The 24,804-nt window shown below is 62.6% G+C and carries 23 protein-coding genes and 1 riboswitch; of the genes, 16 read left to right on the top strand and 7 right to left on the bottom strand.

Annotation, left to right across the window (positions count from 1 at the left end):
* Positions 1-5 precede the first annotated feature (5 nt).
* Entirely contained in the window at positions 6-863 is an 858-nt protein-coding gene (locus PLU72_03545) for an FAD binding domain-containing protein (GenBank protein HOT27238.1), read from the bottom strand.
* Between the two features lie 274 nt (positions 864-1,137).
* Here PLU72_03545 and PLU72_03540 point away from each other — a divergent pair, with 274 nt between their 5' ends.
* The 8 genes from PLU72_03540 to selD are packed head-to-tail and all read left to right on the top strand — an operon-like array spanning position 1,138 to position 9,898.
* On the top strand, positions 1,138-1,944 hold the full coding sequence (locus PLU72_03540; protein ID HOT27237.1) for an FAD binding domain-containing protein: 807 nt from the start codon (positions 1,138-1,140) through the stop codon (positions 1,942-1,944).
* Positions 1,944-4,814 carry a molybdopterin-dependent oxidoreductase Mo/Fe-S-binding subunit gene (locus PLU72_03535; GenBank protein ID HOT27236.1) on the top strand — a complete coding sequence of 957 codons (2,871 nt, stop codon included), beginning with the start codon at positions 1,944-1,946 and terminating at the stop codon, positions 4,812-4,814. Before PLU72_03540 ends, PLU72_03535 begins: the two co-directional genes overlap by 1 nt.
* 9 nt (positions 4,815-4,823) lie before the next feature.
* A complete protein-coding gene (locus PLU72_03530) occupies positions 4,824-5,393 on the top strand; it encodes a nucleotidyltransferase family protein (protein HOT27235.1) in 570 nt (189 codons plus the stop codon).
* A complete protein-coding gene (gene yqeB / locus PLU72_03525) occupies positions 5,390-6,178 on the top strand; it encodes a selenium-dependent molybdenum cofactor biosynthesis protein YqeB (GenBank protein ID HOT27234.1) in 789 nt (262 codons plus the stop codon). Before PLU72_03530 ends, yqeB begins: the two co-directional genes overlap by 4 nt.
* Complete coding sequence (gene yqeC / locus PLU72_03520) at positions 6,175-6,873, top strand: selenium cofactor biosynthesis protein YqeC (GenBank protein ID HOT27233.1); 699 nt, start codon at positions 6,175-6,177, stop codon at positions 6,871-6,873. Before yqeB ends, yqeC begins: the two co-directional genes overlap by 4 nt.
* A 27-nt stretch (positions 6,874-6,900) precedes the next feature.
* On the top strand, positions 6,901-7,512 hold the full coding sequence (gene yedF, locus PLU72_03515; GenBank protein HOT27232.1) for a sulfurtransferase-like selenium metabolism protein YedF: 612 nt from the start codon (positions 6,901-6,903) through the stop codon (positions 7,510-7,512).
* Positions 7,513-7,523: 11 nt separating this feature from the next.
* Positions 7,524-8,648: an aminotransferase class V-fold PLP-dependent enzyme gene (locus PLU72_03510; GenBank protein HOT27231.1), complete on the top strand. Its 1,125-nt coding sequence runs from the start codon at positions 7,524-7,526 to the stop codon at positions 8,646-8,648.
* Positions 8,645-9,898 carry a selenide, water dikinase SelD gene (gene selD, locus PLU72_03505; GenBank protein HOT27230.1) on the top strand — a complete coding sequence of 418 codons (1,254 nt, stop codon included), beginning with the start codon at positions 8,645-8,647 and terminating at the stop codon, positions 9,896-9,898. Before PLU72_03510 ends, selD begins: the two co-directional genes overlap by 4 nt.
* Positions 9,899-10,014: 116 nt before the next feature.
* Here selD and PLU72_03500 read toward each other — a convergent pair whose 3' ends face one another.
* Positions 10,015-12,366 (bottom strand): HAD-IC family P-type ATPase, encoded by a 2,352-nt coding sequence (locus PLU72_03500; GenBank protein ID HOT27229.1) that lies wholly within the window; start codon positions 12,364-12,366, stop codon positions 10,015-10,017.
* A gap of 119 nt (positions 12,367-12,485) precedes the next feature.
* Positions 12,486-12,548: riboswitch (Fluoride riboswitch) on the bottom strand.
* 471 nt (positions 12,549-13,019) lie between these two features.
* On the opposite strand from PLU72_03500, the gene rsgA reads away from it, so the two are divergent.
* The 3 genes from rsgA (at position 13,020) to PLU72_03485 (ending at position 16,603) form a co-directional block, all read left to right on the top strand.
* Positions 13,020-14,090 (top strand): ribosome small subunit-dependent GTPase A, encoded by a 1,071-nt coding sequence (gene rsgA / locus PLU72_03495; GenBank protein ID HOT27228.1) that lies wholly within the window; start codon positions 13,020-13,022, stop codon positions 14,088-14,090.
* Between the two features lie 37 nt (positions 14,091-14,127).
* On the top strand, positions 14,128-14,580 hold the full coding sequence (locus PLU72_03490) for a GNAT family N-acetyltransferase (protein HOT27227.1): 453 nt from the start codon (positions 14,128-14,130) through the stop codon (positions 14,578-14,580).
* Positions 14,581-14,746: 166 nt separating this feature from the next.
* Positions 14,747-16,603 (top strand): M48 family metalloprotease, encoded by a 1,857-nt coding sequence (locus PLU72_03485; protein HOT27226.1) that lies wholly within the window; start codon positions 14,747-14,749, stop codon positions 16,601-16,603.
* A gap of 111 nt (positions 16,604-16,714) precedes the next feature.
* On the opposite strand, the gene PLU72_03480 is transcribed toward PLU72_03485, so the two are convergent.
* The 4 genes from PLU72_03480 to PLU72_03465 all read right to left on the bottom strand — a co-directional run bounded on the left by PLU72_03480 (position 16,715) and on the right by PLU72_03465 (position 19,490).
* Positions 16,715-17,626 (bottom strand): class I SAM-dependent methyltransferase, encoded by a 912-nt coding sequence (locus PLU72_03480; GenBank protein ID HOT27225.1) that lies wholly within the window; start codon positions 17,624-17,626, stop codon positions 16,715-16,717.
* A 72-nt stretch (positions 17,627-17,698) separates the two neighbouring features.
* Positions 17,699-18,349, bottom strand: coding sequence for a TlpA disulfide reductase family protein (locus PLU72_03475; GenBank protein ID HOT27224.1), 651 nt, complete (start codon positions 18,347-18,349; stop codon positions 17,699-17,701).
* A gap of 41 nt (positions 18,350-18,390) precedes the next feature.
* On the bottom strand, positions 18,391-19,317 hold the full coding sequence (locus tag PLU72_03470) for a 4Fe-4S binding protein (protein HOT27223.1): 927 nt from the start codon (positions 19,315-19,317) through the stop codon (positions 18,391-18,393).
* Positions 19,314-19,490, bottom strand: a complete 177-nt coding sequence (locus tag PLU72_03465) for a CD1871A family CXXC motif-containing protein (protein ID HOT27222.1) — start codon at positions 19,488-19,490, stop codon at positions 19,314-19,316. Before PLU72_03465 ends, PLU72_03470 begins: the two co-directional genes overlap by 4 nt.
* A 133-nt stretch (positions 19,491-19,623) precedes the next feature.
* On the opposite strand from PLU72_03465, the gene PLU72_03460 reads away from it, so the two are divergent.
* Positions 19,624-19,893, top strand: a complete 270-nt coding sequence (locus PLU72_03460) for a hypothetical protein (GenBank protein ID HOT27221.1) — start codon at positions 19,624-19,626, stop codon at positions 19,891-19,893.
* 54 nt (positions 19,894-19,947) lie between these two features.
* Positions 19,948-20,349 carry a YbjQ family protein gene (locus tag PLU72_03455; protein HOT27220.1) on the top strand — a complete coding sequence of 134 codons (402 nt, stop codon included), beginning with the start codon at positions 19,948-19,950 and terminating at the stop codon, positions 20,347-20,349.
* Between the two features lie 174 nt (positions 20,350-20,523).
* Here PLU72_03455 and PLU72_03450 read toward each other — a convergent pair whose 3' ends face one another.
* Positions 20,524-22,311 (bottom strand): hypothetical protein, encoded by a 1,788-nt coding sequence (locus tag PLU72_03450; protein HOT27219.1) that lies wholly within the window; start codon positions 22,309-22,311, stop codon positions 20,524-20,526.
* Between the two features lie 121 nt (positions 22,312-22,432).
* Between PLU72_03450 and PLU72_03445 the strand changes: the two genes are divergently transcribed.
* The 3 genes from PLU72_03445 (at position 22,433) to PLU72_03435 (ending at position 24,733) form a co-directional block, all read left to right on the top strand.
* Complete coding sequence (locus PLU72_03445) at positions 22,433-23,713, top strand: DUF1576 domain-containing protein (GenBank protein ID HOT27218.1); 1,281 nt, start codon at positions 22,433-22,435, stop codon at positions 23,711-23,713.
* On the top strand, positions 23,710-24,252 hold the full coding sequence (locus PLU72_03440; GenBank protein ID HOT27217.1) for a VTT domain-containing protein: 543 nt from the start codon (positions 23,710-23,712) through the stop codon (positions 24,250-24,252). Before PLU72_03445 ends, PLU72_03440 begins: the two co-directional genes overlap by 4 nt.
* A 73-nt stretch (positions 24,253-24,325) precedes the next feature.
* Positions 24,326-24,733, top strand: a complete 408-nt coding sequence (locus PLU72_03435; protein ID HOT27216.1) for a hypothetical protein — start codon at positions 24,326-24,328, stop codon at positions 24,731-24,733.
* Positions 24,734-24,804: the final 71 nt, after the last annotated feature.

Below are 24,804 nucleotides of genomic sequence, written 5' to 3'. Positions count from 1 at the left end.
TTCCGTCAGGCGCGGGCCTGGTGCAGCGCTTCGTCGATGCAGCGACGCACGAAGACCGGCAGCACCTCTTCGCGATACTCGCGTGAGGCGCGGAAATCGGTGGTCATATCGAGATCGCGGGCGGCGGCTGCAGCGGCTGCGGCAATGCGTTCGGCCGTCGGAACCATGTTCTCGAGCTGTTTTTCCGCATCGGGCCGCCGCTGGGCCTTTTTGCACACCGCGTTCAGCGCAATGCGGGCTTCCTTCACGGTTTCGCCCTGCATCGTGATACGCACGGCGACGGTGATCATCGCGTAATCGTTGGTCGTCTTCGAGAACTTGTGAAAGGCAACGCCGGTCCCGCGGCCGTATTCCGGCACCTGGAGCTCGACCAGGATCTCGCCCGGTTCCATGTAATGCCGAGGGCCCGTTTCGATCAGGTTCTTCACCGCCACGGTGCGCTTGGGAACGCCGCGCCGGCAGAGCGCCTGCGCGTCGAGCGCGAGCAGGGCGGGAGGCAGGTCCGACCACGGGAAAAGGGCCATCAGGTTGCCGCCGGCCGTGATCGAATGCCGAAGCAGGGTCGAACCGATCCTGCCGGCGGCCGCCCGGAGAAGCTGGCCGGACGGACCGACGAGCATCGATGACTTGAAAACGTCCTGAACGGGGGTCATCGCGCCAATCGCATATCCTTCCTCGGTGCGCCTGATGTAGGAAAGATTCAACCCGCCGAGATCGACCAGTCCTTCGATCGTCGAGTCGTTGACGGCCGCAATGTGGGTTCCACCCGCGAGGACAGCGTTCCGCCGATCTTTGGCGGCCAGCAGGGCGCAGGCTTCCTCGATCGTCGCCGGACGGTAAAACTGCGTGAGATGTTTCAGCATTCCCCTCTCCTGTTATGTATTCACAGCCCACAGACCACTATGGGCAGAATTATAGCCAATGAAAACAGGCTTTGTCACTCTTGATCGCATACCATCCTCTGAGAACGGCGCCAGGAGGCGCACACAGGGAAAATCCCCCCTCCTTTTGAGGATTGCCCGGAAAAGCTGCTCCCGCCACGCAGAAATGGGTCTTCGCTGCACCTTGCCCGGCAATACCGGCGATGGTATGCTGAATAGCTGATTCAATCACATGTTTGTCTATCGAGGAGGCGCCATGGTTCCTGCATATCATCGACCGGCTTCGGCATCCGAAGCCATGCAACTCAAATCGAAACTGGGGCCTGGCGCCGTCTTTCTTGCCGGGGGCACCGAGGTGAACAACCTCCACGCCCCCCGCCCCGCGGCCCTCATCGACCTCGCCGGACTCGGCCTCGACAAGATCGAGACGACGGCCGACGGGCTGCGCATCGGAGCGCGCGTCACGTTCCAGCAGCTCATCGAGCACCCCGCCGTTCCCGAATTTTTGAAGACGGCGGCGCACCAGATGACCAACCGCAATATCCGCAACGTCGCGACGGTGGGCGGACAACTCGGCGCCAACAAATCCTGCGCCGACCTGATTCCGGCTCTGCTCGCCGCGGAAGCCCGTGTCGTCCTGGCCGACCGCGAGATGCCGGTCGAGGCGTTTCTCACCGGTGCCCCCGAGCTGATCATCGCCATCATCGTTCCGACCACGAACCGCACCTTCGGCCTGGCGAGCCACAGCCGGACGGCCTCCGACATCTCGATCGTCACGGCGGCGGCCTCGCTCACCCTCGATGGCGACATGCTCCGCCAGCCGATGCTGGCCATCGGCGGGGTGGCCCCCCATGTGGTGCGGCTGCACGAGGTCGAGAAGAGTCTCGACGGCAAGCCCCTGCCTTCCCCAGAGCACCTCGAATCCCTGATCGCCGGTGCGGTCCACCCGATCGACGATCTTCGCGGCAGTGCCGCTTTCAAGCGCCAGATCGCCGCCGTCCTCGGTGCGCGCGTCGTGAAAGCTGCTGCAGCCCAGACCGGTTCCAGGAAAGGAGCCCGCTGATGTCCATCTCGATCACTCTCAACGGCTCCCCCCGCAAGCTCAATGCCGAGCCCGGCGAAAATCTCCGCGATGCCCTGCGACGCGAAGGCATTCTGTCGGTGCGCAACGGCTGTGACGGGGAAGGCACCTGCGGCGCCTGCTCGATCCTCATCGATGGCCGCCTGATGAACACCTGCCTCCTGGTCGCCGGCCAGGTCGAGGGAAAGCACCTTCGCACCGTCGAGGGGCTGGCCCGGCCGCGCGAGCTGAACCACCTTCAGACCGCATTCGTCGACTCCGGCATCGTCCAGTGCGGCTACTGCACCGGCGCCATGCTGATGGCCATCGCTGAACTGCTCGAGAAGTTCGAACGCCCGACCCGGGAACAGATCCGGGATGCGCTCTCAGGCGTCTTCTGCCGCTGCACCGGTTACGAACAGATCTACGGGGCGGTGGAACTGGCCATCGCGCGCCGCCGCGATCCCGCCACGCCCTTCGAGATGCCGAAATTCCGCGAGGGAATGCGCTACGTCGGCGCCGCCCACGGCAAGCTCGACGGCTACCTGCTCGCCCGGGGCGAAGCGGCCTTCGTCGAGGACCGGGTGCGGCCGGGCCACTGCCATCTCAAGGTTCTCCCCAGCCCGCATGCGCACGCTTATATCACGCGTATCGACACCACCCGCGCCGAGGCGCTTCCCGGCGTCGTCGCCGTGTTCACCTACAAGAACTGCCCCGACGTCTGGTACAACCCGGCCGGCCAGGGCTTCCCCGAGCCCTCGCCGTACGACCGCCGGATGTTCGACCAGAAGCTTCGCCACGTCGGTGACCGCGTCGCCGCCGTCGTCGCCGAGACGCTCGAGATCGCTGCCGAAGCCCTGAAGCTGATCGAGGTCGAATACGAGGTTCTGCCCGGCGTCTTCACCATCGACGAGGCCAAGCGCCCCGGGGCCCCGATCGTCCACAACGCCCATGTCGAGTATGTGGTCGGCGCGCCGAAAGATATCGATAGCTATAACAAGAACGTCGACCCGCGCGAAGGCAAGATCATCTACCAGTTCCCGATCCATGCCGATCCGCACCGCAACCTGGCCGCATCGGTCCACGGCGGGATCGGCGATATCGAGAAGGGATTCGCCGAGGCCGAGGTCGTGTTCGAACAGACCTACGAGACGGCCCAGGTGCAGTGCACCCCCGTCGAGCCCCACATCGCCTACAGCCGCATGGATGGCGACCGTCTGGTCATCCACGCCTCGACGCAGGTGCCGTCGCACGTGCGCCGCATCATTGCCCGCATTCTCGGCGTGAAGGAGAACCGTCTCCGCGTCGTCAAGGAGCGCGTGGGCGGCGGGTTCGGCGCGAAACAGGACATGGTGCTCGAGGAAGTGGCCGCCTGGGCCACCTGGATCACCGGCCGCGACGTGCTGTACCGCTACACGCGTGAGGACGAGTTCATCAACTCGCGCACCCGCCACACGATGAAGGTGCGCGTCAAACTCGGCGCGAAGAAAGACGGCCGCCTTACGGCGATCCACATGGACCTCGAGGCCAACACCGGCCCCTACGGCTCGCACTGTCTCACCGTGCCGATGAACGCCTGTTCCAAGGCCCTTCCGCTGTTCCTCTGCGACAACGTGCGGTTCGACGTCCATACCTACTACTCGAACATTTCCCCGACCGGCGCCTACCAGGGCTACGGCGCGCCGCAGGGCTCGTTCGCCCTCCAGCTCGCCGCCGCCGAGATGGCCGAAAAACTCGGTATGGACCAGCTCGCCTTCCTCGAGAAGAACCGGGTGCGCGAAGGGGTCATGCTCGAGATCCTGCGCTGCCTCGGCGAAGGCCGCGAAGGCACGCCCCAGCTCGTCCAGACCTGCGGCCTCGGGCCGGCCCTCGAACAGGGCAAAAAGCTCATCAACTGGGGCAAAAAAGATGCGAGCGACGACCCCGACGTGAAGATCGGCCAGGGCGTCGTGATCATCCAGCAGGGCTCCGGCCTGCCCGGCCTCGACTCGGCGAACGCGGCCATCATGCAGTTCGGCGACGGCACCTTCATGGTGCTGTCGGGCGGCACCGACCTCGGAACCGGGCTCGAAACCGTCGCGGTCAAACTGACCGCCGAGACCCTGAAGGTGCCGATGGAACACGTGGCCGTGCTGGCCGCCGACACCGACTCCACGCCGTTCGACGTGGGCGCCTACGCTTCGTCCGGCACGTATTTCTCGGGCGGCGCCGCCCTCAACGCCGCGCTGAACATGAAGGCAAAGCTGATCCGGGAAGCCGCGGACATGCTCCAGGAGCCCGAGAACAACCTCGAGCTCGCCTGGCCCGGCGTGGTCAGGGGGCTTTCCGGCGAGGTCACGTACGAGCAGATCGCCCGCCGCACACAGAGCGGCACGGGCCACGGTCAACTGATCTCGACGGCCCACTTCATCACCGACAAGGGCTCGTTCCCCTACGGCGCCCACTTCTGCGAGGTCGCCGTCGACACCCGCACCGGAAAAGTATATCTCAAGAAATACTACGCTCTGCAGGATGCCGGAACGCCGATCAACCCGGAGCTCGCGCTCGGCCAGATCTACGGCGGCGTTCTCAAGACGATCGGCCACAGCCTCTACGAGGAGATGATCTTCGACGAGAAGGGCCGCTGCCTCAACCCGAACTTCATCGACTACAAGGTGCCTCAGATGGGCGACCTGCCCGAGGATTTCAAGGCCGTTCTCATCGACACCAACGATCCGTTCGGCCCGATGGGGGCGAAATCGATCTCCGAGATCTCGTGCAACGGCGCGGCCCCGGTCATCGCGGCCGCCATTCACGATGCGGTCGGGGTCTGGATCCGGAGCTGGCCGTTCACACCCGAGAAGATTCTGCGGGCCCTCGGACGGATTTCGTAAGGAACCGAGATGATCCTGGGGATTCTCCTCGCCGCGGGGGCCTCGCGGCGGATGGGCCGCGACAAACTCGGCCTGCCGTGGCGAGGAACGACGGTTCTCGGGGCCACGCTCGACCGCTGGGCGGCGGTGCCGGAGCTCGACGAGATCCTGCTCGTCCGACGGCACCCCGACCCGGCCAGCCAGCGCCCCCGGGTCCGCCTGCTCGTCAATGACAACGCCGACGAGGGCATGGGCAGTTCGTTCCGGCTTGCCGCCAACGCACTCCCCTCCGGAACCGAAGCGATTGTCTTCGGCTTTGCGGACATGCCGGAGATCGCCCCGGCCACCATCGCCGCCCTCATCGCCGCCTGGCGGCCGCTCGGCCCGCGCGCGATCGTCGCGCCTGTCTTCGCCGGGAAACGCGGCCACCCGGTGGTGTTCGGCGCGTATCATTTCCCCGCCCTTCGGGAACTGACGGGCGACCAGGGCGGCCGGGCCATTCTCCAGCGGCATGCCGCCGATCTGACGCTCGTTCCCGTCGACGATTCCGGCGTGTTCTTCGATCTCGATACGCCCGCCGACCTGGAGACACGGGCATGAAGGTGCTCATCCTCGGGGCGGGCGAGCTCGCCAGCGGCACGGCACACCGGCTGTTCCGCGCCGGGTTCGAGGTGGCCATGACCGAGGTGAGCGAGCCGCTCGCGATCCGGCGGGCCGTGTCCTTCTGCAGCGCCGTCTGGGACGGCGAAATCGTGGTGGAAGGCGTTCGGGGACGTCGCCTGGAGTCAGATACCCCGCTCCCTGCCCATCTCGACCACGTTGTCGTGATCGTCGATCCCGAAGCGAGGCTGATTGCGGCGTGGCACCCCGATGTCCTGATCGATGCCCGCATGCTCAAGCGGCCGGGCGGAACATCCGTCGCGCAGGCCCCGCTGGTTCTCAGCCTGGGCCCGGGGGCCGTCTGCGGCCGCGATGCGCACCTCGTCGTCGAAACCAACCGGGGTCACGATCTCGGCCGGTTGATCGAGACGGGCAGCGCCTCTGCCGACACCGGCGTTCCAGGAGCCATCGGCGGCGTCGCGGCGGGTCGGGTTCTGCGGGCACCGGCAGCGGGCCAGGTGCGCGGGATCCGTGCGATCGGCGATCTGGTCCAGGCCGGAGACCTGGTGGCTTGGGTCGGTGAAGAACCTGTTTACACGCGAATCTCCGGGGTCCTTCGGGGCATCCTGCACGACGGTGTGACAATCACGCTGAACACCAAACTGGCAGACGTCGACCCGCGCGGCGAGGTTCGCGCCTGCTTCACCGTGTCGGACAAAAGCCGCACGATCAGCGGTGCCGTGCTGGAAGCGATCCTGAACCGGTTTTCCCTCGTCGGCCGATGATCCCCCTGTTCGATTACGACGACGTCTGGCTCATCGGCGGCGGCGGCAAGACGACCCTGATGTTCCGGCTCGCCTCCGCCTGGGCCGCGCGAGGCGAACGCGCGATCTGCACCACCACGACGAAGATCTGGCCGCATGAAACGAACGCATGTTCCGACGTGCGGATCGGTGATTTCACCTCGATCGTCACGGGCCTGCGCGAGCGGCCGGCTCCGATGATCGTGGTCGCAAGCAGAATCGAAGGGGGCAAATGTCACGGGTTCTCCGCCGGCGAAGCGATGTCGCTCAAAGCGTTCGCGCGACGCCTGATCGTCGAAGCCGACGGCTCGGCCGAGCGGCCGGTCAAAGCTCATGCACCGCACGAACCGGTGGTCGCGGCCGAAGCCTCCTGCATCGTCGCCGTGGTCGGCGGCTGGTGCGTCGGAACACCGCTCGATGCCGTGCATGTCCATCGTCCCGAGCTATTTTCCGCTATAACCGGCCGGCCCATCGGAGCGACGGTCACGTCGGAGGATGTGGCTCGGGTGATTCTCGACGAGGCTGGTTGGATCCGCGCCGTGCCGCCCGGCGCGGCCTTTCACGTGGTCGTGACCGGCCCTGACCAGGGCATCCCCGCCGCCCTCGAAGCTCACCCGCACGCAAACCGCCTTGCCGGCATCCACATGTCTCACGGCGACGATATTATACATTTATGATTATATATTTGCGCAAGGAGAACAGACATGAGTGAGAAGCGGATCGATGCACGCGGAATGCTGTGCCCCAGACCGCTCATTCTCGTGAAAAAGGCGTTGAGCGAGACCGCCGCGGGAGATCAAATCGAGGTGCTTCTGGATAACGCAACGGCGCGCGACAACGTGGTGCGTTTCCTTCAGGATTACGGATGCAAGCCCGCCTGCACGGAAACAGGCGAGACGTTCACGATTCGCGCCACGGCCGTGACGCCGTCCGCGACCGGGCCCCGTCCCGACGAGTATTGCCGGCCCGACGGCGCCGCCAGACCCTACGTCCTGGTGCTGAACCGGCTCTTCATGGGCACCGGAAGCGAGGAACTGGGGAAGATCCTGATGCAGGCGTGCATCAATTCGATCAGGGAGACGACGCCGCTGCCTTCCGCCATCCTGCTTTACAACGCCGGCGTGAACCTGGCTTGCGAGAACTCCCCGGTTCTGCCGGCCCTTCGCGACCTCGAGTCGCACGGCATACGCATCCTGGTTTGCGGCACCTGTCTCGACTATTTCGACCTGAAGCAGAAACTGCTCGTCGGCCGCGTTTCCAATATGTATGACATCATGCAGACCATCGCCTCTGCCGGCACGGTTTTCACTCCGTAAGGGAAGCCTCTTTGTATATCAATAAATATTTCGACAACGGCGCGACTTCGTTTCCCAAACCGCCCGAGGTTGCCCGGGCGGTGAGTCGATATCTCGCGGAACTGGGCGGGCCGTACGGCCGCAGCGCCTATCCGCGGGCGGTCGAGGTCAGCCGCACGCTCGAAGCCGCCCGGGACCGTCTCGCCGCGCTGCTGGGCATCGGCCGGCCCGAGTGCCTGGCGTTCCAGCCCAACGCCACGACCGGTCTGAATCTCGTTTTGCAGGGTTTCCTGCGAACGGGCGATGAGGTATTGGTCTCGCCGCTCGAGCACCACGCCGTCACGCGGCCTCTGGCCGCTCTTCAGCGGCTTCGGGGCATCGTCTGGCGGACGCTGCCCGCCGAACCGGACGGCTTGGTGCGGGTCGGCGAAATTCGCCGCGTTCTCACGCCGCGCACTCGGTTGCTGGTCGTCAGCCACCAGAGCAACGTGAACGGTCTCATCCAGCCCCTGAAGGATATTCGCGAGGCATGCGGCGAGATTCCCCTGCTGGTCGATGCCGCCCAGTCGGCCGGAGCGACGGAACTGTGCATCGACGATTGGAAGCTCGACTTCGTGGCCTTCACGGGCCACAAGAGCCTGCTGGGCCCAACCGGCACCGGAGGCGTATTCATCCGGCGGCCCGAAGAGGTTGAACCCCTCGTCTACGGCGGCACCGGCAGCGTCTCGGAAAGCACGGCCATGCCCGCGTTCGCCCCCGATCTCTTCGAGGCCGGCACCGGCAACATCGCCGGGATCTTCGGCCTGCTGGCGGCCGTCGAGCATTCGCCGGCCCCGGGCCACACCCGCCAGGAATACATGGCCTTCATCGATGCCGTGGCCGGGCTTCCGGGAGTGACCATGCTTCGCGCGGCAGATCCTGAGCGGCAGGGGAACCTGTTCTCGTTCCGGCACGATCGGCTCGATCCGTCCGTCATCGCCACCCGACTCAGCGAGCGGTTCGGCATCGAGGTTCGGGCCGGCCTGCACTGTGCGCCACTCGCCCACCAGACGCTGGGTTCGTTCCCTTCGGGCGCGGTCCGGCTGGCACCGTCCCGTCTTCACACGCCCGCCGAGTTCGAGTTTCTGCTGAGCGCCCTGCGGGAGATTCTCGCATGAAAACCGTCCTGCTGCTGTTCCGCAACACCCGCGAGGTCATCAAGGCCGAGGAGGCCTGCCGCCGGGCCAATCTCGCCCTCCAGGTGATCGCCACGCCGAAATATATCGCCTCCGATTGCGGCATGTGCCTGCAACTCGGAGAGGCCGATACGCAGCGGGCTCTCGAGATTATCGCATCACTGGGAATCCAGGCACGTTCGCAAAGCGACGGCGTGTCGTTCGATCTGCTCACCACCGTCAGGGAAGGCGGTTGCTCGGCGAAACTGGCTCCCGATCTGCTGGTCGAGGCGTTACGCCGCTTCCCCGCCCCTTCTGACCGGCGACTGCTGGTCGGCCTCGACACTTGTGATGATGCCGGTGTTTTCCAGGTCAGCGACGATATCGCGCTGATCGAAACGACCGATTTTTTCCCGCCGATCTGTTCAGATGCGTATGAATTTGGCCAGATTGCCGCCACCAACGCCATGAGCGACGTTTTCGCCATGGGCGGCCAGGTGCTGACGGCCATGAATCTGGTCATGTTTCCCGCGGCCGGCATTCCCATGGAGGTGCTTGGCGAGATCCTGCGAGGCGGGCAGGAGAAGGTCGTCGAAGCCGGCGGCGTGATCGTCGGCGGTCATACGATCGCCGATTCGCCGCCGAAATACGGGCTGGCCGTTACCGGCGTGGTTCACCCCTCGCGCGTGATCGCCAATTCCAAAGGACGACCGGGTCAGGCGTTGATTCTCACAAAACCGCTGGGAACCGGCGTTCTGGTGGCGGGTCAGCGGGTCGGAGAAGCCGAGCCTGCCCAGTACCGCACGGCGCTCAAGTCGATGAAACAACTCAACGGGGCCGGGGCAGAGATCATGCAGAAATACGGCGTGACCTGCGCCACCGACGTCACAGGCTTTGGCCTGCTCGGCCACGCGCTTCATATCGCCCGCGCCAGCCGCATCACACTCGAGTTCGAGGCAGCCCGACTGCCGGCGCTGCCGGGCGCGCGCGCATTGCTCGAACTCGGCTGCATCCCCGGAGGCGTATTCCGGAACCAGGCGTATGTCGAGAAAGCAGCCGTCTTCGACGGCGGAGTTTCCCAGGCCGATCGCATGCTCACCCTCGACCCGCAAACCTCGGGAGGTCTGCTGATGCTGATCTCCCCCGACGTCGCCGAGCCGGCCCTGGCCGATCTTCACGCGGCCGGTTTCTCATCTGCCGCACTGATCGGCCGGTCTACGGCTCTCCAGGAATGGTTTCTACGGGTTTCGTAGCTTTTCGAACGTTGACGAAGCAGTCCAGAGTATAATCTCAAAGATATATATTCGAAGAAACATTATCACCGCCCGGCATCCTTCATTTCCCGGGGCTCGATCGTCTGAAAACAGCCTCAATGGCTACGTTGCTGGAAACCTCCGTCCGAAGGCTCAGGATTTCCCAGAAGCCCCGTCTTTTGGAACACCGAGATCTTTATCTGGTCGAGCAGGACGGTGGCGCCCATGACGGCACCAAAGGTTCCCCCCAGCAGACTGAGAGGAACCGGAGCCATGAGAATGCCACAAGCAGCCAGGATGGATGCCAAGACGGCATTGCCAATCGTTGCGACGGCGACGAAGAGACTGGGGGCCTCCGACCAGAATCGCCCCGGAACGCGGTTGATGTAAATCGTTGTTTGCGCGGAATACATGAGGAAGACGAAAACCAGGGTCTGGACCTGGGGAGTGGGCAGTTTCAGAACGTTCATCGCTACCCACAGAAGGGCGAATCCGAGGATCAGCCACCCTCCGGCAAGAACCCCACCGATCTTGGCGATTTCCCGGACGTTCCATTGCCGGGGGGTGGAAGAGCCATGAACCCGGTCGGTCGCTAATGTAATCGTCACGATATCGTTCAGGACAACGATCACGGCGATCAATTCCAGAGGGGTCACGAAGAACCCGGTGGCGATATAGCCAAAGGTCAGCAGTGCCGCGAGTTCCACCGTTCGGGAGATCTTCGTGATCGTCCAGGTCAGCATGCGCCTGTACACCCGCCGGCCACCCGAAACCACCGAAACGATGCCTTGCAGCCCGGGAACCGTCAGAACGATCTGCGCGGAAGCCTTGGCAACATCCGAGGCCGATTGAACGGCGATGCCGACTTCCGCCTGTTTCAGCGCGGGGGCGTCATTCACGCCGTCCCCGGTCATTCCCGCGATCCGGCCGGAACGCTGAAGGGCTTGTACCAGACGGAATTTTTCCTCGGGATAGAAATTGGCGAAGCCATCGTATTCGAGCGGCTTGTTCACGGCATCTTCCGCAAGGCCGAAACGGTCTCCGAGGCCGACGGCATGACTGACCGCCTGGGCAGTAGCTCTGGTATCCCCGGTAACCATGATCACCTTGAGGCCAAGCTGGCGGAGGGTGTCTACCAGTACCGCCGCATCGTCACGAAGCGAATCGGCCAACGACAGGAGGCCCCGCACGACCAGGTGACCTGCGGGGCCAGCCGCCACTGCGAGGACGCGGGCACCGGAGGCGGCCAGAGCGTCGATCTTTTCCTGGAGTTCGGACTCCGGCTTCGAACGTTTTTGAATCACCAGAGGAGAGCCCAGTATCACGTGGATCGTCTGTCCATCCCTGTCGACAAACGCCTCGGAGCACTTGTTCGCAGGCTCGAACGGGACGAACTTCGTCCGGGTCAGCGAGGGGATCGACCGGGCTTTGACCACTTCGAGGATGGCCCGTTCGATGGCCCCCTGGGACGCTTCATGGCAGGCGGCGGCGGCCCAGGCAAGAATTTCGTTTTCAGACTCACCGGTGAAAGGGAGGACGGTAGCGAGGCTTTCCTTGTTTTTCGTCAGCGTGCCGGTCTTGTCGATGCAAAGAACGTCCATGGTCGCCGCTTCCTGAAGGGCCGACAATCCGGTCACGAGAACGCCCTCATCCACCAACGCACGCGCCTCAACCGCATTGGCAACTGTGAAGGCGGCAGGCATCGTCACCGGAACCGTTGCAATCACGAGAACCATGAAAAAGGGCAGAAGCGGAAGCAAGGGAGACCCGCTCCAAAGGACTGCCGCGACGAGAATCGCGGCCAGAACGGCATCGATGCTTACCAGATACCGGACCACGGTGAAAAGGAGCTTGTCGAGGTGACCTGCCGGGCTGGCGGTCCGAACCAACTCCGCTGCATGTCCAAAGTAGGTGTGGATTCCTGTTGCAATGACCGTTCCGGAAGCTTCGCCGCGACGGACGGTGGACGCCGAGTAAATTGTCTCACCGGATGAACGGGGAACAGCGCCGGATTCACCCGTCAGTGCGGACTGATCGACCTCCACGGTACCGTTCCGGATCTTCATGTCGGCAGGGACGATATCCCCCATCCTGACGTGAACGAGGTCGCCGGGAACGATCTCCCGAGCAGGCAGAAGCCGCCACTGTCCCGTGCGGCGAACCCGGGAGTTTACTTCCAGGCGGCTGCGAAGGAGGTCCAGCGCGTTCCGGGCGCGACGCTCCTGGATTCCTCCGAGAATCGCGCTGAAAAGCAGCCAGACGGCGATCAAGGCCGGGCCGGCCACTTTTCCCAGGGCCACCTCAAAAACGAGTGCGGCTTCGAGCATCCAGGGAATTGGGCCCCAGAGGCGCTTCAGAATCCCTTGAAGAAGACCGGCCGGCTCCTCCCGGATTTCGTTGAAACCAGCCCGGGCCAGGCGTGTTTGCGCCTCCGCATCGGAGAGCCCCTCCTCAGAATCGATAGACATTTCCCCGGGTTTCTGACCTTCCGTGCTTTCAGCGAACTTTTCAGGGATGGAATCGTTCTCAAAACTCATAGCAACACCTCACCTTTCGGCCCAAAACGAAAAAACTCCCGGTGGTCATCAAGCCACCAGGAGTCATTAGCCGTTCAAGGCGGTTATCGGGGAACTCCATCCCCGCGCGGGTAAGCAAGTCTAGCAAAAAGGGCTCGCCGAATCAAGATCGACGCACCCCAACCAGCACTTCTCACTCAGCAGTCTGATACCGTTTTCCGACGTTCTTTTTTGCCGGGCCGTGGTTCAAAAGCATCTCATCATGCTCTTCTCCGGAAGGTGGTAGCAACATGGCTTTACTACTCGTCTCATATGTTATTGAGTCCTGCAGAATGAGAACCAACCGTTCGCCCTGAGCCTGTCGAAGAGCGAAATGAGGAACCATCGGCAAGTGGCTGTTCGTGCTTCGACAAGCTCAGCACGAACGGAGACACGAAGCTGGTTTTTGATATGCAGGACTCAATAAACCCGCTTCCGCATTCAACGTGTGAATTTCTGATCCCCGCGGCCCTGACTGGGATTTGCTTGACGGCGAGTGATATACTGAATCAAATCCACGGCGATCCTTTCCAGGAACGATTGCGGCAAGCGATAGAACGAGACAGATGAGCACGAATCACGACGAGTTGAAGATTCTCGGGTGGAGCGACTGGTTTGAAACGCAAGCGGCAGGCAAGCCGACGATGGCGATAGCCCGTGTGGCGGCGGTCGATCGCGAGCAGCTGCTGCTCGTCGACCCGGCGGGCCCTTTCCGCGCGAAGCTGTCGGGAAGCTTTCTGCACCGGCATCCTCTGCCCCACGAGCATCCGTGCGTGGGCGACTGGGTCTGTCTGGAACGACAGCCAAACGATGACTTCGGCATGATCCATGCCCTGCTCGAGCGCAGGACTGCGCTTCGCCGGCGGGCGGCAGGCTCCGGGGGCGACTCCCAGATGATCGCCGCGAACATCGACTGCGCCGTGATCGTCCAGTCCTGCCACTACGACTTCAATCTCAACCGGCTGGAGCGCTACCTCGTCATGGTGATGGACGGCGGGGCCGTCCCGCACATCCTGCTCACCAAGACCGATCTCGTCGGCCCGGACATCCTGGCCGGCCAGCTGGCGCACATCCGTGCCGCCGGTATCACCGCCCCGGTTTCGACACTGAGCAACATGACGGGGGATGGCCTCGCAGCCCTCGAGCAGCTGCTCGAACCCGGAAGAACCTACTGTTTCGTCGGCTCGTCCGGCGTGGGCAAGAGCACCCTGATCAACCACCTCGTCGGCCGCGGCAGGCAGGAGACCAAGGCCGTGAGCGGAACGGGCGAGGGCCGCCACACGACGGTCCGGCGCGAGCTGATCCGTCTCGACGGCGGTGCGCTGGTCATCGACAACCCCGGCATGCGCGAGTTCGGCGTTTGCAGCGCGGAAAACGGCATCGAGAGCGGGTATTCCGACATCGCGAGCCTTTCCTCCGGCTGCCGGTACCGGAACTGCACCCACACGGGCGAGCCCGGCTGCGCCGTTCGCGAAGCCGTTCAATCGGGCAATCTCAGCAGCGAGCATTTCGATAACTATAGAAAGCTGTGCCACGAGTCGGAGTTCCATCAACTCTCCCACGCCGAAAAACGCAAGAAAGACCGCGACTTCGGCAAATTTCTGAAAACCGCCAAGAAGTCATTCAGGGACAAATGAACGGCCCGCCGTCGAACGTTTTGAAAAGGATTCTGGCGTGATACGCTTGGTGAAACCCGGGGACATTCCCGCGTGGCTGGAGCTGGCGCGCGAGGTGGAGCCGCTGTTCGGCCCCATGGCGGACAGCGACGATTTTCGCAACGGCATCCGGCAGGTCATTCTCGACGAGAGCGCCTTCTGCGGCGAAACCGAAGGAGGAACGATCGGCGGCATCATCGCGCTCAATCGTCAAAGGAACGAGATTGCTTGGCTGGCCGTCTCCTCAGCCTGTCGCGGCAGGGGGATCGGGCGCCTGTTGATGGAAACGGCGATGCGGGAACTCGATTCGACGGCGGAGATCCTCGTGCAGACGTTTGCCGCAGGGATCGCATCCGGAACGAGCGCCCGTGCGCTCTTCACCGACTTCGGCTTCACCGATGCCGAGGCTGCCGGAAAAAACCTGGCCGGCATCGACACCGTGATCATGAAACGCCGTCCCCGGAGTCCGTGAGAACCGAAGCCTTTTTTTCGTCAATCTGATGGCCCACCGGTGCGTTGCATGAAGTGACCCTTCCGGGCGGACCGCTCGGGGACTCTTTACAGGCGCCAAGGGGGTGTCGGATAATAGGGAGGTCATTCCTCGCTGCCAGAGCAGCCACGGCTCAAAGGAGTTGTATATGAAACGGTTTACATTGAAAGCGGCGCTTGCGGCTTCGCTTCTGTTCGGAACCCCCTTCGCAGCGGAAGCCCGCAATATTCTCGGCGACCTGCTCAAGGCATACCAGACGTACGAGCAGGTGAACATGATGCTGTGGTTGACGGGCGACACGAAAGCCGAGAAGCGGGTCGGGCAGGAAATGAAATGGTTCATCAATCTGACCAGCAAGAAATACAAGGATCCCGAGGCCAATCGCTGGGTCGGCTCGGTGTTCGATCGCGTCAAGGGCCAGTTCCGCGACAGGGGCTTCGACTACAACATCACGGTTCTGAACGACAGCACCGTGAACGCGTTCGCCATTCCCGGAGGCAACATCTACATCTATAAAGGCATGCTCGATTTCATCGGTTCGGACGACGAACTGGCGGCGGTACTGGCTCACGAGCTCGCCCACGCCGAGCGGCGTCACTCCCTCAAGCAACTGCGGCAGAACGCGGCATTCCAGCTGCTGCTCCAGAAGGCTGTGAAAAGCGGCCGCGACCGCGACACCTGGGGCCAGGTCGTCGGGGCGCTCACGATGCTCAAATTCTCGCGCGACGACGAGTACGAAGCCGACGAGATCGGCCAGACCCGCCTCACGAACGCCGGATTCAATCCGCTCGGTCAGGTCGTCCTCTGGGAAAAGTTCGTCCAGAAGTTCGGCAAGGGTGAAAAGGGTCTCATGCAGTATTTGAGCACCCATCCGCCGTCCCAGGACCGCGTCGAGAAGGCCAAGAGCCGTCTCGTCTCGCTGGCCCCCGGCAGTTCCACCGCCCTCTCAGCCGCGCCCGGCGTTCCGGCGACACAGCTCGCCGCCGCCGATCTGACGCTTTCGTTCAACATCCTCTCGGACACCCCGGAAAATCTGCTTCAGAACAGCAGTTTCGAGACAGACCTCGCGAAAAAAGGCACGCCCGACGCCTGGACCGTGAAGGAAGGGAACGTTGCCTTCGACCGGGAACAGGCTGTCACCGGCCGCGGTTCGCTCTGCCTGACCCCCGAGTCCCATCTTCGGCCCGTGCGGGTCGTCTCGGAGATGATCGCGGTCAATCCGTCCGAAGCGTATGTGCTGTCGGGCTGGATGCGTTCGAGCGACGGCGCCGCGAAAGTCAGCGTCGGCGCCGAGGTATACGATAAGGCAAAGCGCCTGCGCGGCTTTATCTGGCCCGTGCTTTCGGGCGCCACGGTTTCGACCTCATGGCAGGCCGTCGAAGGCACGTTCTCCGGCAACGGGGCCCCGGGCGCGAACCTGCCGAAGGACGCCGCGTTCATCCGCGTCCTGCTCCAGAACGGTCCGATCTCGAGGGGCCAGGTCTGGTTCGACGATTTGCGCCTCCGCCGTGCGACGGCGCCCAAAACCGAGAATCTCGTCGACAACGGCGATTTCGAGTATGGCGACGGGAACGGCGTTCCGCGCGGCGTCGTCGCGCCGGCCGGCCAGGCGGCACGCGATCTCGGCCAGCCGAAAACCGGCTACGCCTCCCTGCGCATCACCGGAACCGACGCGGGCGAAACGACCGTCGAACTCCCGCCGATCCCCGTTTCCTCACTGAAGGAAGGGCAGCAACTCCAGGGCTCGTTCCAGTTCAACGGCTCGGGCGAGATACGCGCCCGCCTCCTGGTGGAACTTCTCGATGAAGCGGGAAATCCCCTCTCCAGGCGTCTCGTCGAACGCGGTTTCATGACGAAACCGAATCTCTGGCAGGCGACCGGCTTCAAGGCCGTGTATCAGCTCCAGCCGGAAGAAAAGGCCCTCGTCAGAAGCATCGGCATCAAGTTCGCGGGCGCGATCCCCGCGACGGGCACCCTCTGGCTCGACAACGTCGTCGTGCGCTGACTCGGAGCAGAGCGAGGCGCTGAGAGTGTTTGTTTGACGAGTGTTGCGTCACCGGGGCGGGTTTCAAACCCGCCCCTATGCCTCTGTATCGAAGCTGTTTTTCCGGGAATCTCAGGTCGGCCGGTGGTCGTGGAAATCGGCGTAATGCGTTGCGACGATGCCGTGGCGCGGGGTCAGGCATGCCACGCCGTCCAACTCGGGATACAGCAGGAGAGATGATTCGGACCAGTAGCCGCCCGGAATTTTCGCCAGTGGCCCCTTTCCCACCGGGCACACGAACTCGGGCGCGGGGCCGGAAACGGCCGAGGCGTTTTTTTCGATCACCAGGATCGCCGTCGGGTTCGACGGCCGTGCCGAGACGGACGCGGATCTGTATTCTTTGATATAATATCCAAGCTTTTTCGCCGCCTCGGGCAGCCCCCTGATGAATCCCAGGCGCTCGATGCGCGCCTTTCCCTCGTCGGTCGCCATCTCGTAGGACGGCTCGAACAGGACGAGGTATTTCCTCGCCACGCGGAACAACTCCGCCAGGGCCTCCGCCTCACGGCCGCCGTTCGGTTCGATGGAGTGCGATGTGTAGACGACATCGATCGAATCGTCGGCATACGGAATCCGGAAGAGGTCGCCGAGAAAGAAACTCGCCGACCCGCCCGCGACGGATGAATAATATTTATATGCATATTTGATTCGCGACCAGGAGATGTCGAAGCCGGAGACGTGCGGGGGCCGTTTTTTCAATCGCTTCACGACGTTCGCGAGGGTCGTCGCCTCTCCCACCCCGGCCTCGAGCAGAGACGCGACGCCGACACCAAGGCCGTCGATGAGGGAGGCGATCTCAGTCGTATATTTTTCACTATACTCCGCATGGGTGGTCCGGATGATCTCGATGTATGAGCCGGCCTGGAGATCGTAGCTCATTTCGACGGCCGTATGACGGTCGACCCCCTGCCGTTCGAGGTGTTCGATGATGTTCACTCCCCGGGCATACAGGGCCTGCAGCTCTTTCAGATCGATTCCGGGCATGGTTCGGTCCTCCGATGAAAATGGCGGCCACCGTTTTTGGGTGGCCGCCACCGTACAGGTCAATTCACGAAATCAGGGCGCAGGGGTGGGTTCGGCCGCGGGCGCGGGGGTCTCTGACGGGGCAGGCGTTTCCTGACCGGCGTCGGCAGGAGCTTCGGGCACCGCAATCACGTCCGTCGGCGCGATCGGCTCGACATCGGTCGCCGGGGCGGCAACAGGCTCGGCCGCGACCGGAGCGGGAGCGGCAGCCTTCAGCAGAGGCTCGATCTCCTTTTCGAACGCCGCGGTCTCGACGAAGCCGACGTGCTTGCCCACGATGTTCAACTGATGATCGAGAATGAACGTCGTCGGAATCGACTGGATGCCGCCGTAGGCTTCCGTCACTTCCTTCGTGAAGGTGACGATGGGATAATTCACGCCGTTATCGGAGACGAACTTCTTGAGTTTGTTCTCGTCCTTGTCGACGCTGACGCCGATGATTTCGAGGCCCTGGTCCTTGTATTTCTTGTACAGTTCTATGAATCCGGGGATCTCTTCGCGGCAGGGCGGGCACCAGGTGGCCCAGAAGTCGATGATGACGACTTTTCCCTTGAGCGAGGAGAGGGTCAGGTCCTTCCCGTCGAGGCCCTTGAGGGTGAAATCGGGAGCCGGGCCGGAATCAGCCGCGAATCCCGGGACGGCGAGGGCAATGATGAGAACGAGCAGCGAGAGAATTCGTTTCATGAGATGTCTCCTTTTATGGAAGTGTTTCGAAAAAATCAGCGTCACCCATGCGAACGGATCTGATCACACGGGGATTTTCCGGCAAGGCCCGGGCCCATGGTCGAGATCGCCAGTTTCGGACACGTTTTCACGCATTCGAGGCATCGGACGCAGTCGGCCGTATCGAGTTCCCGTTCGGCATCGAGACCGGCGGGGCAGACCTTCGCGCACATGCCGCAGTGAATACATCGATCCTCGTCGAGTTCGAGCCGGTACAGGCTGACGCGGTTGAACGGCCCGAGCCAGGCCCCGAGCGGGCAGGCCCAGTTGCAGAACGGCCGTCGGAAGACGGTCATCAGGCCGAGAAACACGACCAGGACGAACGTCTTCCAGGCGAAGAGCCGGCCGAGCATGCCGCGGAGATCCGGCTGGAGAAGCGGCAGGATCAATCCGCCCTCCAGCGTGCCTGCCGGGCAAAGGAGCTTGCAGAAATACGGTTCGCTGAATCCGAACCGGTCGACGACGAACAACGGCATCAGCACGACCATCACGAGAAGAACCAGGTATTTTCCGTATCGGAGGAATCCCGGGCCGGCGTTCCGCTTTTTGAAGGGAACGGGGATGCGATGCGCCAGGTCCTGCAGCCAGCCGAAGGGGCAGGCCCAGCCGCAGGAAGCCCGCCCGACGAACGCTGCCAGCAGTGTCAGGAACCCGACAACGAACATCGGCGCGCCTGACAGGATGCCCGAAAGTTTCGTCCAGATGGTGTGCGGCGCAGTCGGGTCGAAGCCGCCGCCTCCGGCCAGCACGACCTGGGCGGCGCCGACCGGGCACGCGAACAACGCTCCCGGGCAGCTGTAGCAATTCAGGGTGGGCACGCAGACGTGCTTCAACGGCCCGGTATAGATGTTCCCGGTGACGAAGCCCCTGAGGTAGCCGTTCGTCAGGACGGTGGAAACCGCCTGGACCATCGTTCGTCGCTCGCTCATCCGATGCCGATGCACTGCAGGCAAATCGCAGTGGCCTTCTCGAAGATTTTCGCGGGCTCGCCGAGCATGACGCCCAGAGCGAGAAGAACGGCGCCCCCGCCGGCGAAGACGAGCCAGGCATAGCCCCTCAAAGCTCCGCGCCCCGCTTCCCGGGGCGATCGTTGTTCAGACATGGCCCAAATTGTAACCGAATCGTCACGCCATGGCAAACCGGGAACGGGAATCGATTTCGCTCAACGATCTTCCGAATGTCGCCGATAAGAAGACACGAACCGTTCAAATCTCACCGTTCAAAAGGAGGCCTGCATGGGTGTCGTGATCCCTCTGTTCCGGAAGAAGGATTCCACCGGCGACCTGCCGCTGTCAGCGGAGCAGCGCATGCGGGTGACGCTGCTCACCAACTCGATCGAGGCGCTGCGCAAGGAAGAAAAATCGCTCGAGGATGCCATCACCAAGAAGTGCCGGGAAGAGATCGACCGCCTGAACGCCGTCGATTTCCGCATCCGGCAGTATGAAGCCGAGATCGAGCAGCTCTGCATGCAGGGCGCCATTCATTCGGCTCCGAACAAGGCGTAATACCATGCTCAGACACGATGGATGCTCTGATGCATTCGTGAAGCGGAGGAACGCATGCTCATCACAACGACCGACAACATCGACGGACACGTCATCGAACAATATCTCGGCCTCGTCACCGGCGAAGCCGTTTTCGGCGTCGGCACGCTGGCCAACATCGCGGCAGGTTTCAAGGATCTGGTGGGAAGACGGGTGGAGAGTTTTGAAAAGGAACTCGAGTCCGTCAAAAACGTCGCCCTTGTCGAAATGATCAAGGAGGGCAAGACCCTCGCCGCGCACGCGATCGTCGGCGTCGATGTCGATTACCACGAGTTCATGGGCAAGTATGTGATGGTCGTCTGCAACGGCACGGCCGTGCGTCTGAAGGGCTTCAAGGAAAAGGAACTGCCCGATAACTTCATGATGCCCATCACCGACGATTCGCCCCACCCCGATCTCCCCAACCCCGAAGAGTAACCCGACCGAAATGGAACACCCCCGGAAGCCTCCGGGGGTGTTGTTTTTTTATGCTCTGCGTTCTGACGCTTCGGAAGAGCATCCGCAGATGTTGCAGATTACGCGGATTTTCTGTTGAACTCTGCTGGATGAATCTGTGCCATCTGCGTCATCTGGGGATCGTGATTCTTTCCGTCAGTTGTCGCCGCTGAGGCGCATCTGGTCGAAGTCTTCCGGATACAGCGTGGTCAGCTGCTTCGTCGAGTCGCCGGGCTTGGCGGGCTGATAGGGTTTGAGGCTGCTTTTTTCCATGACCTGTTTGAACTCGGCGCCAAGAGCGCTTTCGAGAATTTTCAGCGGGCTGCCGGTGAAGAAGCCCTTTGCTTCGCGGTCGGCGATGATCTTCGCGGCCGTTTCCGGGGTGGCGCCGAGGGCGACGAGCATCTTTCCGGAGACGGTGTTCAGATCCATGTTGAAGTTCCAGACGTTGTCCTTCTTCCCGCCGAACTTCGCGGCCAGCTTCAGCTTGGTCTCGGCCGAGCCGGAGCGTTTCTCGCCCTCGAGTTTCAGCGCGCCGGAGAACCACAGCTCAGGGCCGACGTTTGCGAACGGATCGGCGCCCTTCATGGCTTTTTCGAACAGGTCCTCCTTGAAGGAGACGAACGCCTGCTTCGCCTTCTCGAAGGCGTCCTTGTCGAGCTTCTTCGCGACGTAGGCGAGCTTCGCTTCGTAGTAGGCCTTGTAGAGCGGCGCCGCCTGGCGATCCATCGTCACGTAATTGAGCCCTTCGAGAAGGATGCGATAGAGAACCTTCTTGTCGTCCGGATACATCTTCACGAACTCGCGGACGAAAGCGGGATAGCTTTCGGGCTGAGTGAGCAGCATGACGGAGATGCACTTTTCATAGGCGGCGGTGATGGCGCGGCTGGTCAGGATGTCGTAGAACTGGCCGGCCACGACGCCTTCGGTGCAAACCAGCTGCAGGCCGTTCTTGAGGACGCCGGTCTTCTTGCCGGTCGGCCGGGCCCAGATGTACCGATCGCGCCGGATCGGATCCTGGCGGCCATATAAAAACTCTGAAATATTATATTTCTTGCGATCTTTTTCGGCGAGTTTCGGGTTCGCCGGGCCGTAGACGGCCTCGAACGCTTCGGCCCAGCCCTCGATGAAGGCCATGCCGAGATCGGTGATGTATGGGGCGTCGTGGCCGTTGGTCGAGATGCGCTGGATGGCGCCGAACGCCCGCCCGTACATGTCGAACATGATGCCGTGCGCGTTCTCGTGGGCGAGCACGAGATCGAGCGTGTCGTTGTTCAGGGCGTCGCTCACCGAGAACAGCTTCTGCCCGTCGGACTCGATGTCGAGCACGCAGATGCCGGACGTCTCGAGGCCGAGCCGCTTGCCGGTCTTCGCCTCGACGCGCTCCATGCCGAGCGGAATCATGCACGGCCCGGGAGTCGGGACGAAGGAAGGCATGGGCGACTTCTCGAGCACGACCAGCGAAGAGCCGGCCTGCTGCGACAGGAAGGTGGTGATCGCCTGCTTCTGATCGGCCGTGAGTTTGTCTTCCGGCAGATTCTTGAGCATCTTGCTGACGAGCTGGAATTTCAGCTGGCGAGCCGTCCGGCGCAGTTTCAGCGAGTCCTGCATCTCCTTGCTGCCCTTGAGATACGGCAGAACGGTCGTCGCATGGTATCCCTTGGGGCTCCCGGCCGTGACCTGAATGGCATCCATGCCGAGGGCATTGAACAGGAAGCCGACGTCGTTGATCTTGACGGTCTTCGGGATGTTCAGCATCTTCCCCAGCGTTCCGGTAATGATGCCGCTTCCGGTGGTGACGGGCGTGCAGATCGTGAACGCATCGTCGTGCAGGGGATCGTTGTCGGTCGACACCGTCGTCGGAGCCGTGCGGGCATCCGCGGCACACGCGACCAACCCGGCGATACAGGCCGCGAGAAGAGGCTTTCTGAGATATTGGAACATGATCGACCTCCCTGGTGAAGTGAGTTCCTAAGTCTTTCCATTATAGCAATTTTCCATGAGCCCGCCAGGGTACCCGAACGTATTTTCCGGGTTTTTTCGTGATATCCTGACCGCGATGCCGATGACAGACCAGACGATCATCAGACTTGTCCCTCTTTGCTACAGTCTCCTCCTGCTGGGAGGCGGAAGCGCCCTCCATCCATGGACGGAACCGGCAGGGTTCTGGTGCATCCTCCGTTCCCCCAGCCTTCTCCTCACCGATTACACCCTCGTCGGGGGTCTCGGTCCCGCCCTGGTGAACGCAGGGTTCCTGGGATGCATCACCAGCGCCATCCTGTGGCTGATCCGCATGGAGCATTCCGGCTATCTCCTGGTGTGCGGCCTGATGGTTCCCGCATTCGGCCTCTGCGGGAAAAACGTGCTGAACGTCTGGCCCCATATTCTCGGCGTCGTGCTGTTCTGCCGGGTCACCGGAAAGCCTCTCCGCGACCTCGGCCCCGTCATGCTTCTCGGAACATGCCTCGCGCCTCTCTTCAGCCAGCTCGCTTTCGGATTCGGCTTCGGGACCGCCGGACTGGTCGGGGGCGCCGTTGCCGGAACGGTCGCCGGATTTCTGCTCGCAAGCATTTCAAGCCATGTTCTCACCCTTCACCAGGGATTCAGCCTCTACAACGTCGGAACGGCGGCAGGATTTCTGGGCATCATCGCCTCGACCCTGATGCGGGGTTTCGGGTTGAAAACCACCCCCGTCTACCTCTACGCCACCGATTCCTCCGAACTTCTCCACGGCATTCTGATGATCTTGATCGCCGGTCTGGCGCTTCTGGGCATCGCTCTTTCACAGAGACGGGGAAAGACGCTCGCGGAAGGGCTGAAAGCGATTCTTTCGGAAACCGGCAGACTGCCCTCGAACTTTGTCGAGGTCGGCGGCCTGGGCCCGGCCTTCTTCAACATGGCCCTGGTCGGAAGCTGCGGTCTCGCCTATCTCGACTTCGTCGGCGGCCCCGTGAACGGCCCGACGTTCGCCGCAATCACGGCGATGACGGCGTTCGGAGGCCTCGGAAAGCATCCGCGAAACATCCTGCCGCCGATCGTGGGACTGTATCTGATCTGCCTTCCCAAGATCTGGTCTCCCGGCGATCCCGGTCCGGTCATCGCGGCGTTGTATTCCGGCACCGTCGCCCCCTTCTGCGGCCGGTTCGGCCCGTTCGCCGGTCTCGCCGCCGGCATGCTGCACCTGCCGCTGGCCATGCATCTGGGCGAGATTCACGGCTGGCTGAACCTGTACAACAACGGTTTCGCCGGGGGAATCGGCATGATCTTCTTCGTCGGCGTCCTTCGCGGCCTTTCGCCGCACACCCTCGACGAACCCTCGCCCTCAGCCGGAGGACCGCCCCGATGAAACCATTGCGCATCCCCCATTCCCGATGGCTCCTGGCTGCCGGTCTCATCGCCGGGTTCTGGGTATTCGGGCATTTTCACGATGACCTGAAAGCGTTCGCAACCTATCTCGTGAACGTCTGGGGCGACCCGGCCCTGTTCCTTCTCACCGTTCTCGCGGACGGCATCATCCAGCCGGTCCCGCCCGACGTGTTCGTCTTCGGCTCGGCGTTCGGCGGCGAGCGGCCGCTCCAGGTCGCGCTCGTGGCAGGGGTGGCCAGCGCCTGCGGCGGCCTGCTGGGCTGGGCCATCGGACGCAGGGTCGGCCCCTGGCGGTTCCGGCGCTGGTTCGGCAACGACCTGCTGCGCGCCGGATGCCGTATTTTCCGGCGATACGGCTGCATGATCGTCGTGGTCGGCGCGGTCACCCCCGTTCCCTACAGCGCCACCTGCTGGATCGCCGGCATTCTCCGGCTTTCACCCGTCATCATCTTCCTCACCAGCCTCGCCTGCCGCATTCCGCGCTTTCTTCTCGTCGGATGGATCGGCTCGATCAGCTGATCCGCCTTCCGAACGCGGGATCTTTCGGTCAAACGGCTCATGGAAACCGGCGTTTCTGCCGAAAGAGGAAGACATGAAAAAGTATTTTCTGACGGCAATCTGCATCGGCATCGTGGCATTCGCGGCCTTTTTCTATTTTGGACCATATAAATTAACGAACCCCGATTACCTTTTCTGGGATATTTCCGGCAAACCATGCACGTTGCCAATCTTCGAGCAGCATATCATTCACGATGCCCACCGCAGTTTCCTGATCCGTGGCGTGCAGGAAACGGACATCCGCAACCGTTTTCCCTTCCTGTCGGACGGTGATCGATTCGCATCCGACTCGGTTCGCGGCATCTTTCTCACGAGGCTGAAAAAGTTCGACTACAAGGATCACGACGTCAAGCTGCTCTGGTATCCCGCCGAAGGCGACTGGGGCGTGGCGCTCATTCTGCTCGACGGAAAAGGCCACCGGTTCGAGTTCTACAAGCCCTGAGGCAGCAGACACGAGATTCTTTTTTTCCAGACACGGACAAAAATCCCGCCCCTACGATGGGGGCGGGATTT

The organism is Candidatus Ozemobacteraceae bacterium (genome assembly GCA_035373905.1).
Classification (GTDB): domain Bacteria; phylum Muiribacteriota; class Ozemobacteria; order Ozemobacterales; family Ozemobacteraceae; genus MWAR01.
This window is presented reverse-complemented; position numbering and strand designations above follow the sequence as displayed.

Bases quoted from the DNA above. Each gene is read 5' to 3' on its own strand.
- PLU72_03545 (HOT27238.1), bottom strand. From the start codon at position 863: ATGCTGAAACATCTCACGCAGTTTTACCGTCCGGCGACGATCGAGGAA.
- PLU72_03540 (HOT27237.1), top strand. From the start codon at position 1,138: ATGGTTCCTGCATATCATCGACCGGCTTCGGCATCCGAAGCCATGCAA.
- PLU72_03535 (HOT27236.1), top strand. From the start codon at position 1,944: ATGTCCATCTCGATCACTCTCAACGGCTCCCCCCGCAAGCTCAATGCC.
- PLU72_03530 (HOT27235.1), top strand. From the start codon at position 4,824: ATGATCCTGGGGATTCTCCTCGCCGCGGGGGCCTCGCGGCGGATGGGC.
- yqeB (HOT27234.1), top strand. From the start codon at position 5,390: ATGAAGGTGCTCATCCTCGGGGCGGGCGAGCTCGCCAGCGGCACGGCA.
- yqeC (HOT27233.1), top strand. From the start codon at position 6,175: ATGATCCCCCTGTTCGATTACGACGACGTCTGGCTCATCGGCGGCGGC.
- yedF (HOT27232.1), top strand. From the start codon at position 6,901: ATGAGTGAGAAGCGGATCGATGCACGCGGAATGCTGTGCCCCAGACCG.
- selD (HOT27230.1), top strand. From the start codon at position 8,645: ATGAAAACCGTCCTGCTGCTGTTCCGCAACACCCGCGAGGTCATCAAG.
- PLU72_03500 (HOT27229.1), bottom strand. From the start codon at position 12,366: ATGTCTATCGATTCTGAGGAGGGGCTCTCCGATGCGGAGGCGCAAACA.
- rsgA (HOT27228.1), top strand. From the start codon at position 13,020: ATGAGCACGAATCACGACGAGTTGAAGATTCTCGGGTGGAGCGACTGG.
- PLU72_03485 (HOT27226.1), top strand. From the start codon at position 14,747: ATGAAACGGTTTACATTGAAAGCGGCGCTTGCGGCTTCGCTTCTGTTC.
- PLU72_03480 (HOT27225.1), bottom strand. From the start codon at position 17,626: ATGCCCGGAATCGATCTGAAAGAGCTGCAGGCCCTGTATGCCCGGGGA.
- PLU72_03475 (HOT27224.1), bottom strand. From the start codon at position 18,349: ATGAAACGAATTCTCTCGCTGCTCGTTCTCATCATTGCCCTCGCCGTC.
- PLU72_03470 (HOT27223.1), bottom strand. From the start codon at position 19,317: ATGAGCGAGCGACGAACGATGGTCCAGGCGGTTTCCACCGTCCTGACG.
- PLU72_03465 (HOT27222.1), bottom strand. From the start codon at position 19,490: ATGTCTGAACAACGATCGCCCCGGGAAGCGGGGCGCGGAGCTTTGAGG.
- PLU72_03460 (HOT27221.1), top strand. From the start codon at position 19,624: ATGGGTGTCGTGATCCCTCTGTTCCGGAAGAAGGATTCCACCGGCGAC.
- PLU72_03455 (HOT27220.1), top strand. From the start codon at position 19,948: ATGCTCATCACAACGACCGACAACATCGACGGACACGTCATCGAACAA.
- PLU72_03450 (HOT27219.1), bottom strand. From the start codon at position 22,311: ATGTTCCAATATCTCAGAAAGCCTCTTCTCGCGGCCTGTATCGCCGGG.
- PLU72_03445 (HOT27218.1), top strand. From the start codon at position 22,433: ATGACAGACCAGACGATCATCAGACTTGTCCCTCTTTGCTACAGTCTC.
- PLU72_03440 (HOT27217.1), top strand. From the start codon at position 23,710: ATGAAACCATTGCGCATCCCCCATTCCCGATGGCTCCTGGCTGCCGGT.
- PLU72_03435 (HOT27216.1), top strand. From the start codon at position 24,326: ATGAAAAAGTATTTTCTGACGGCAATCTGCATCGGCATCGTGGCATTC.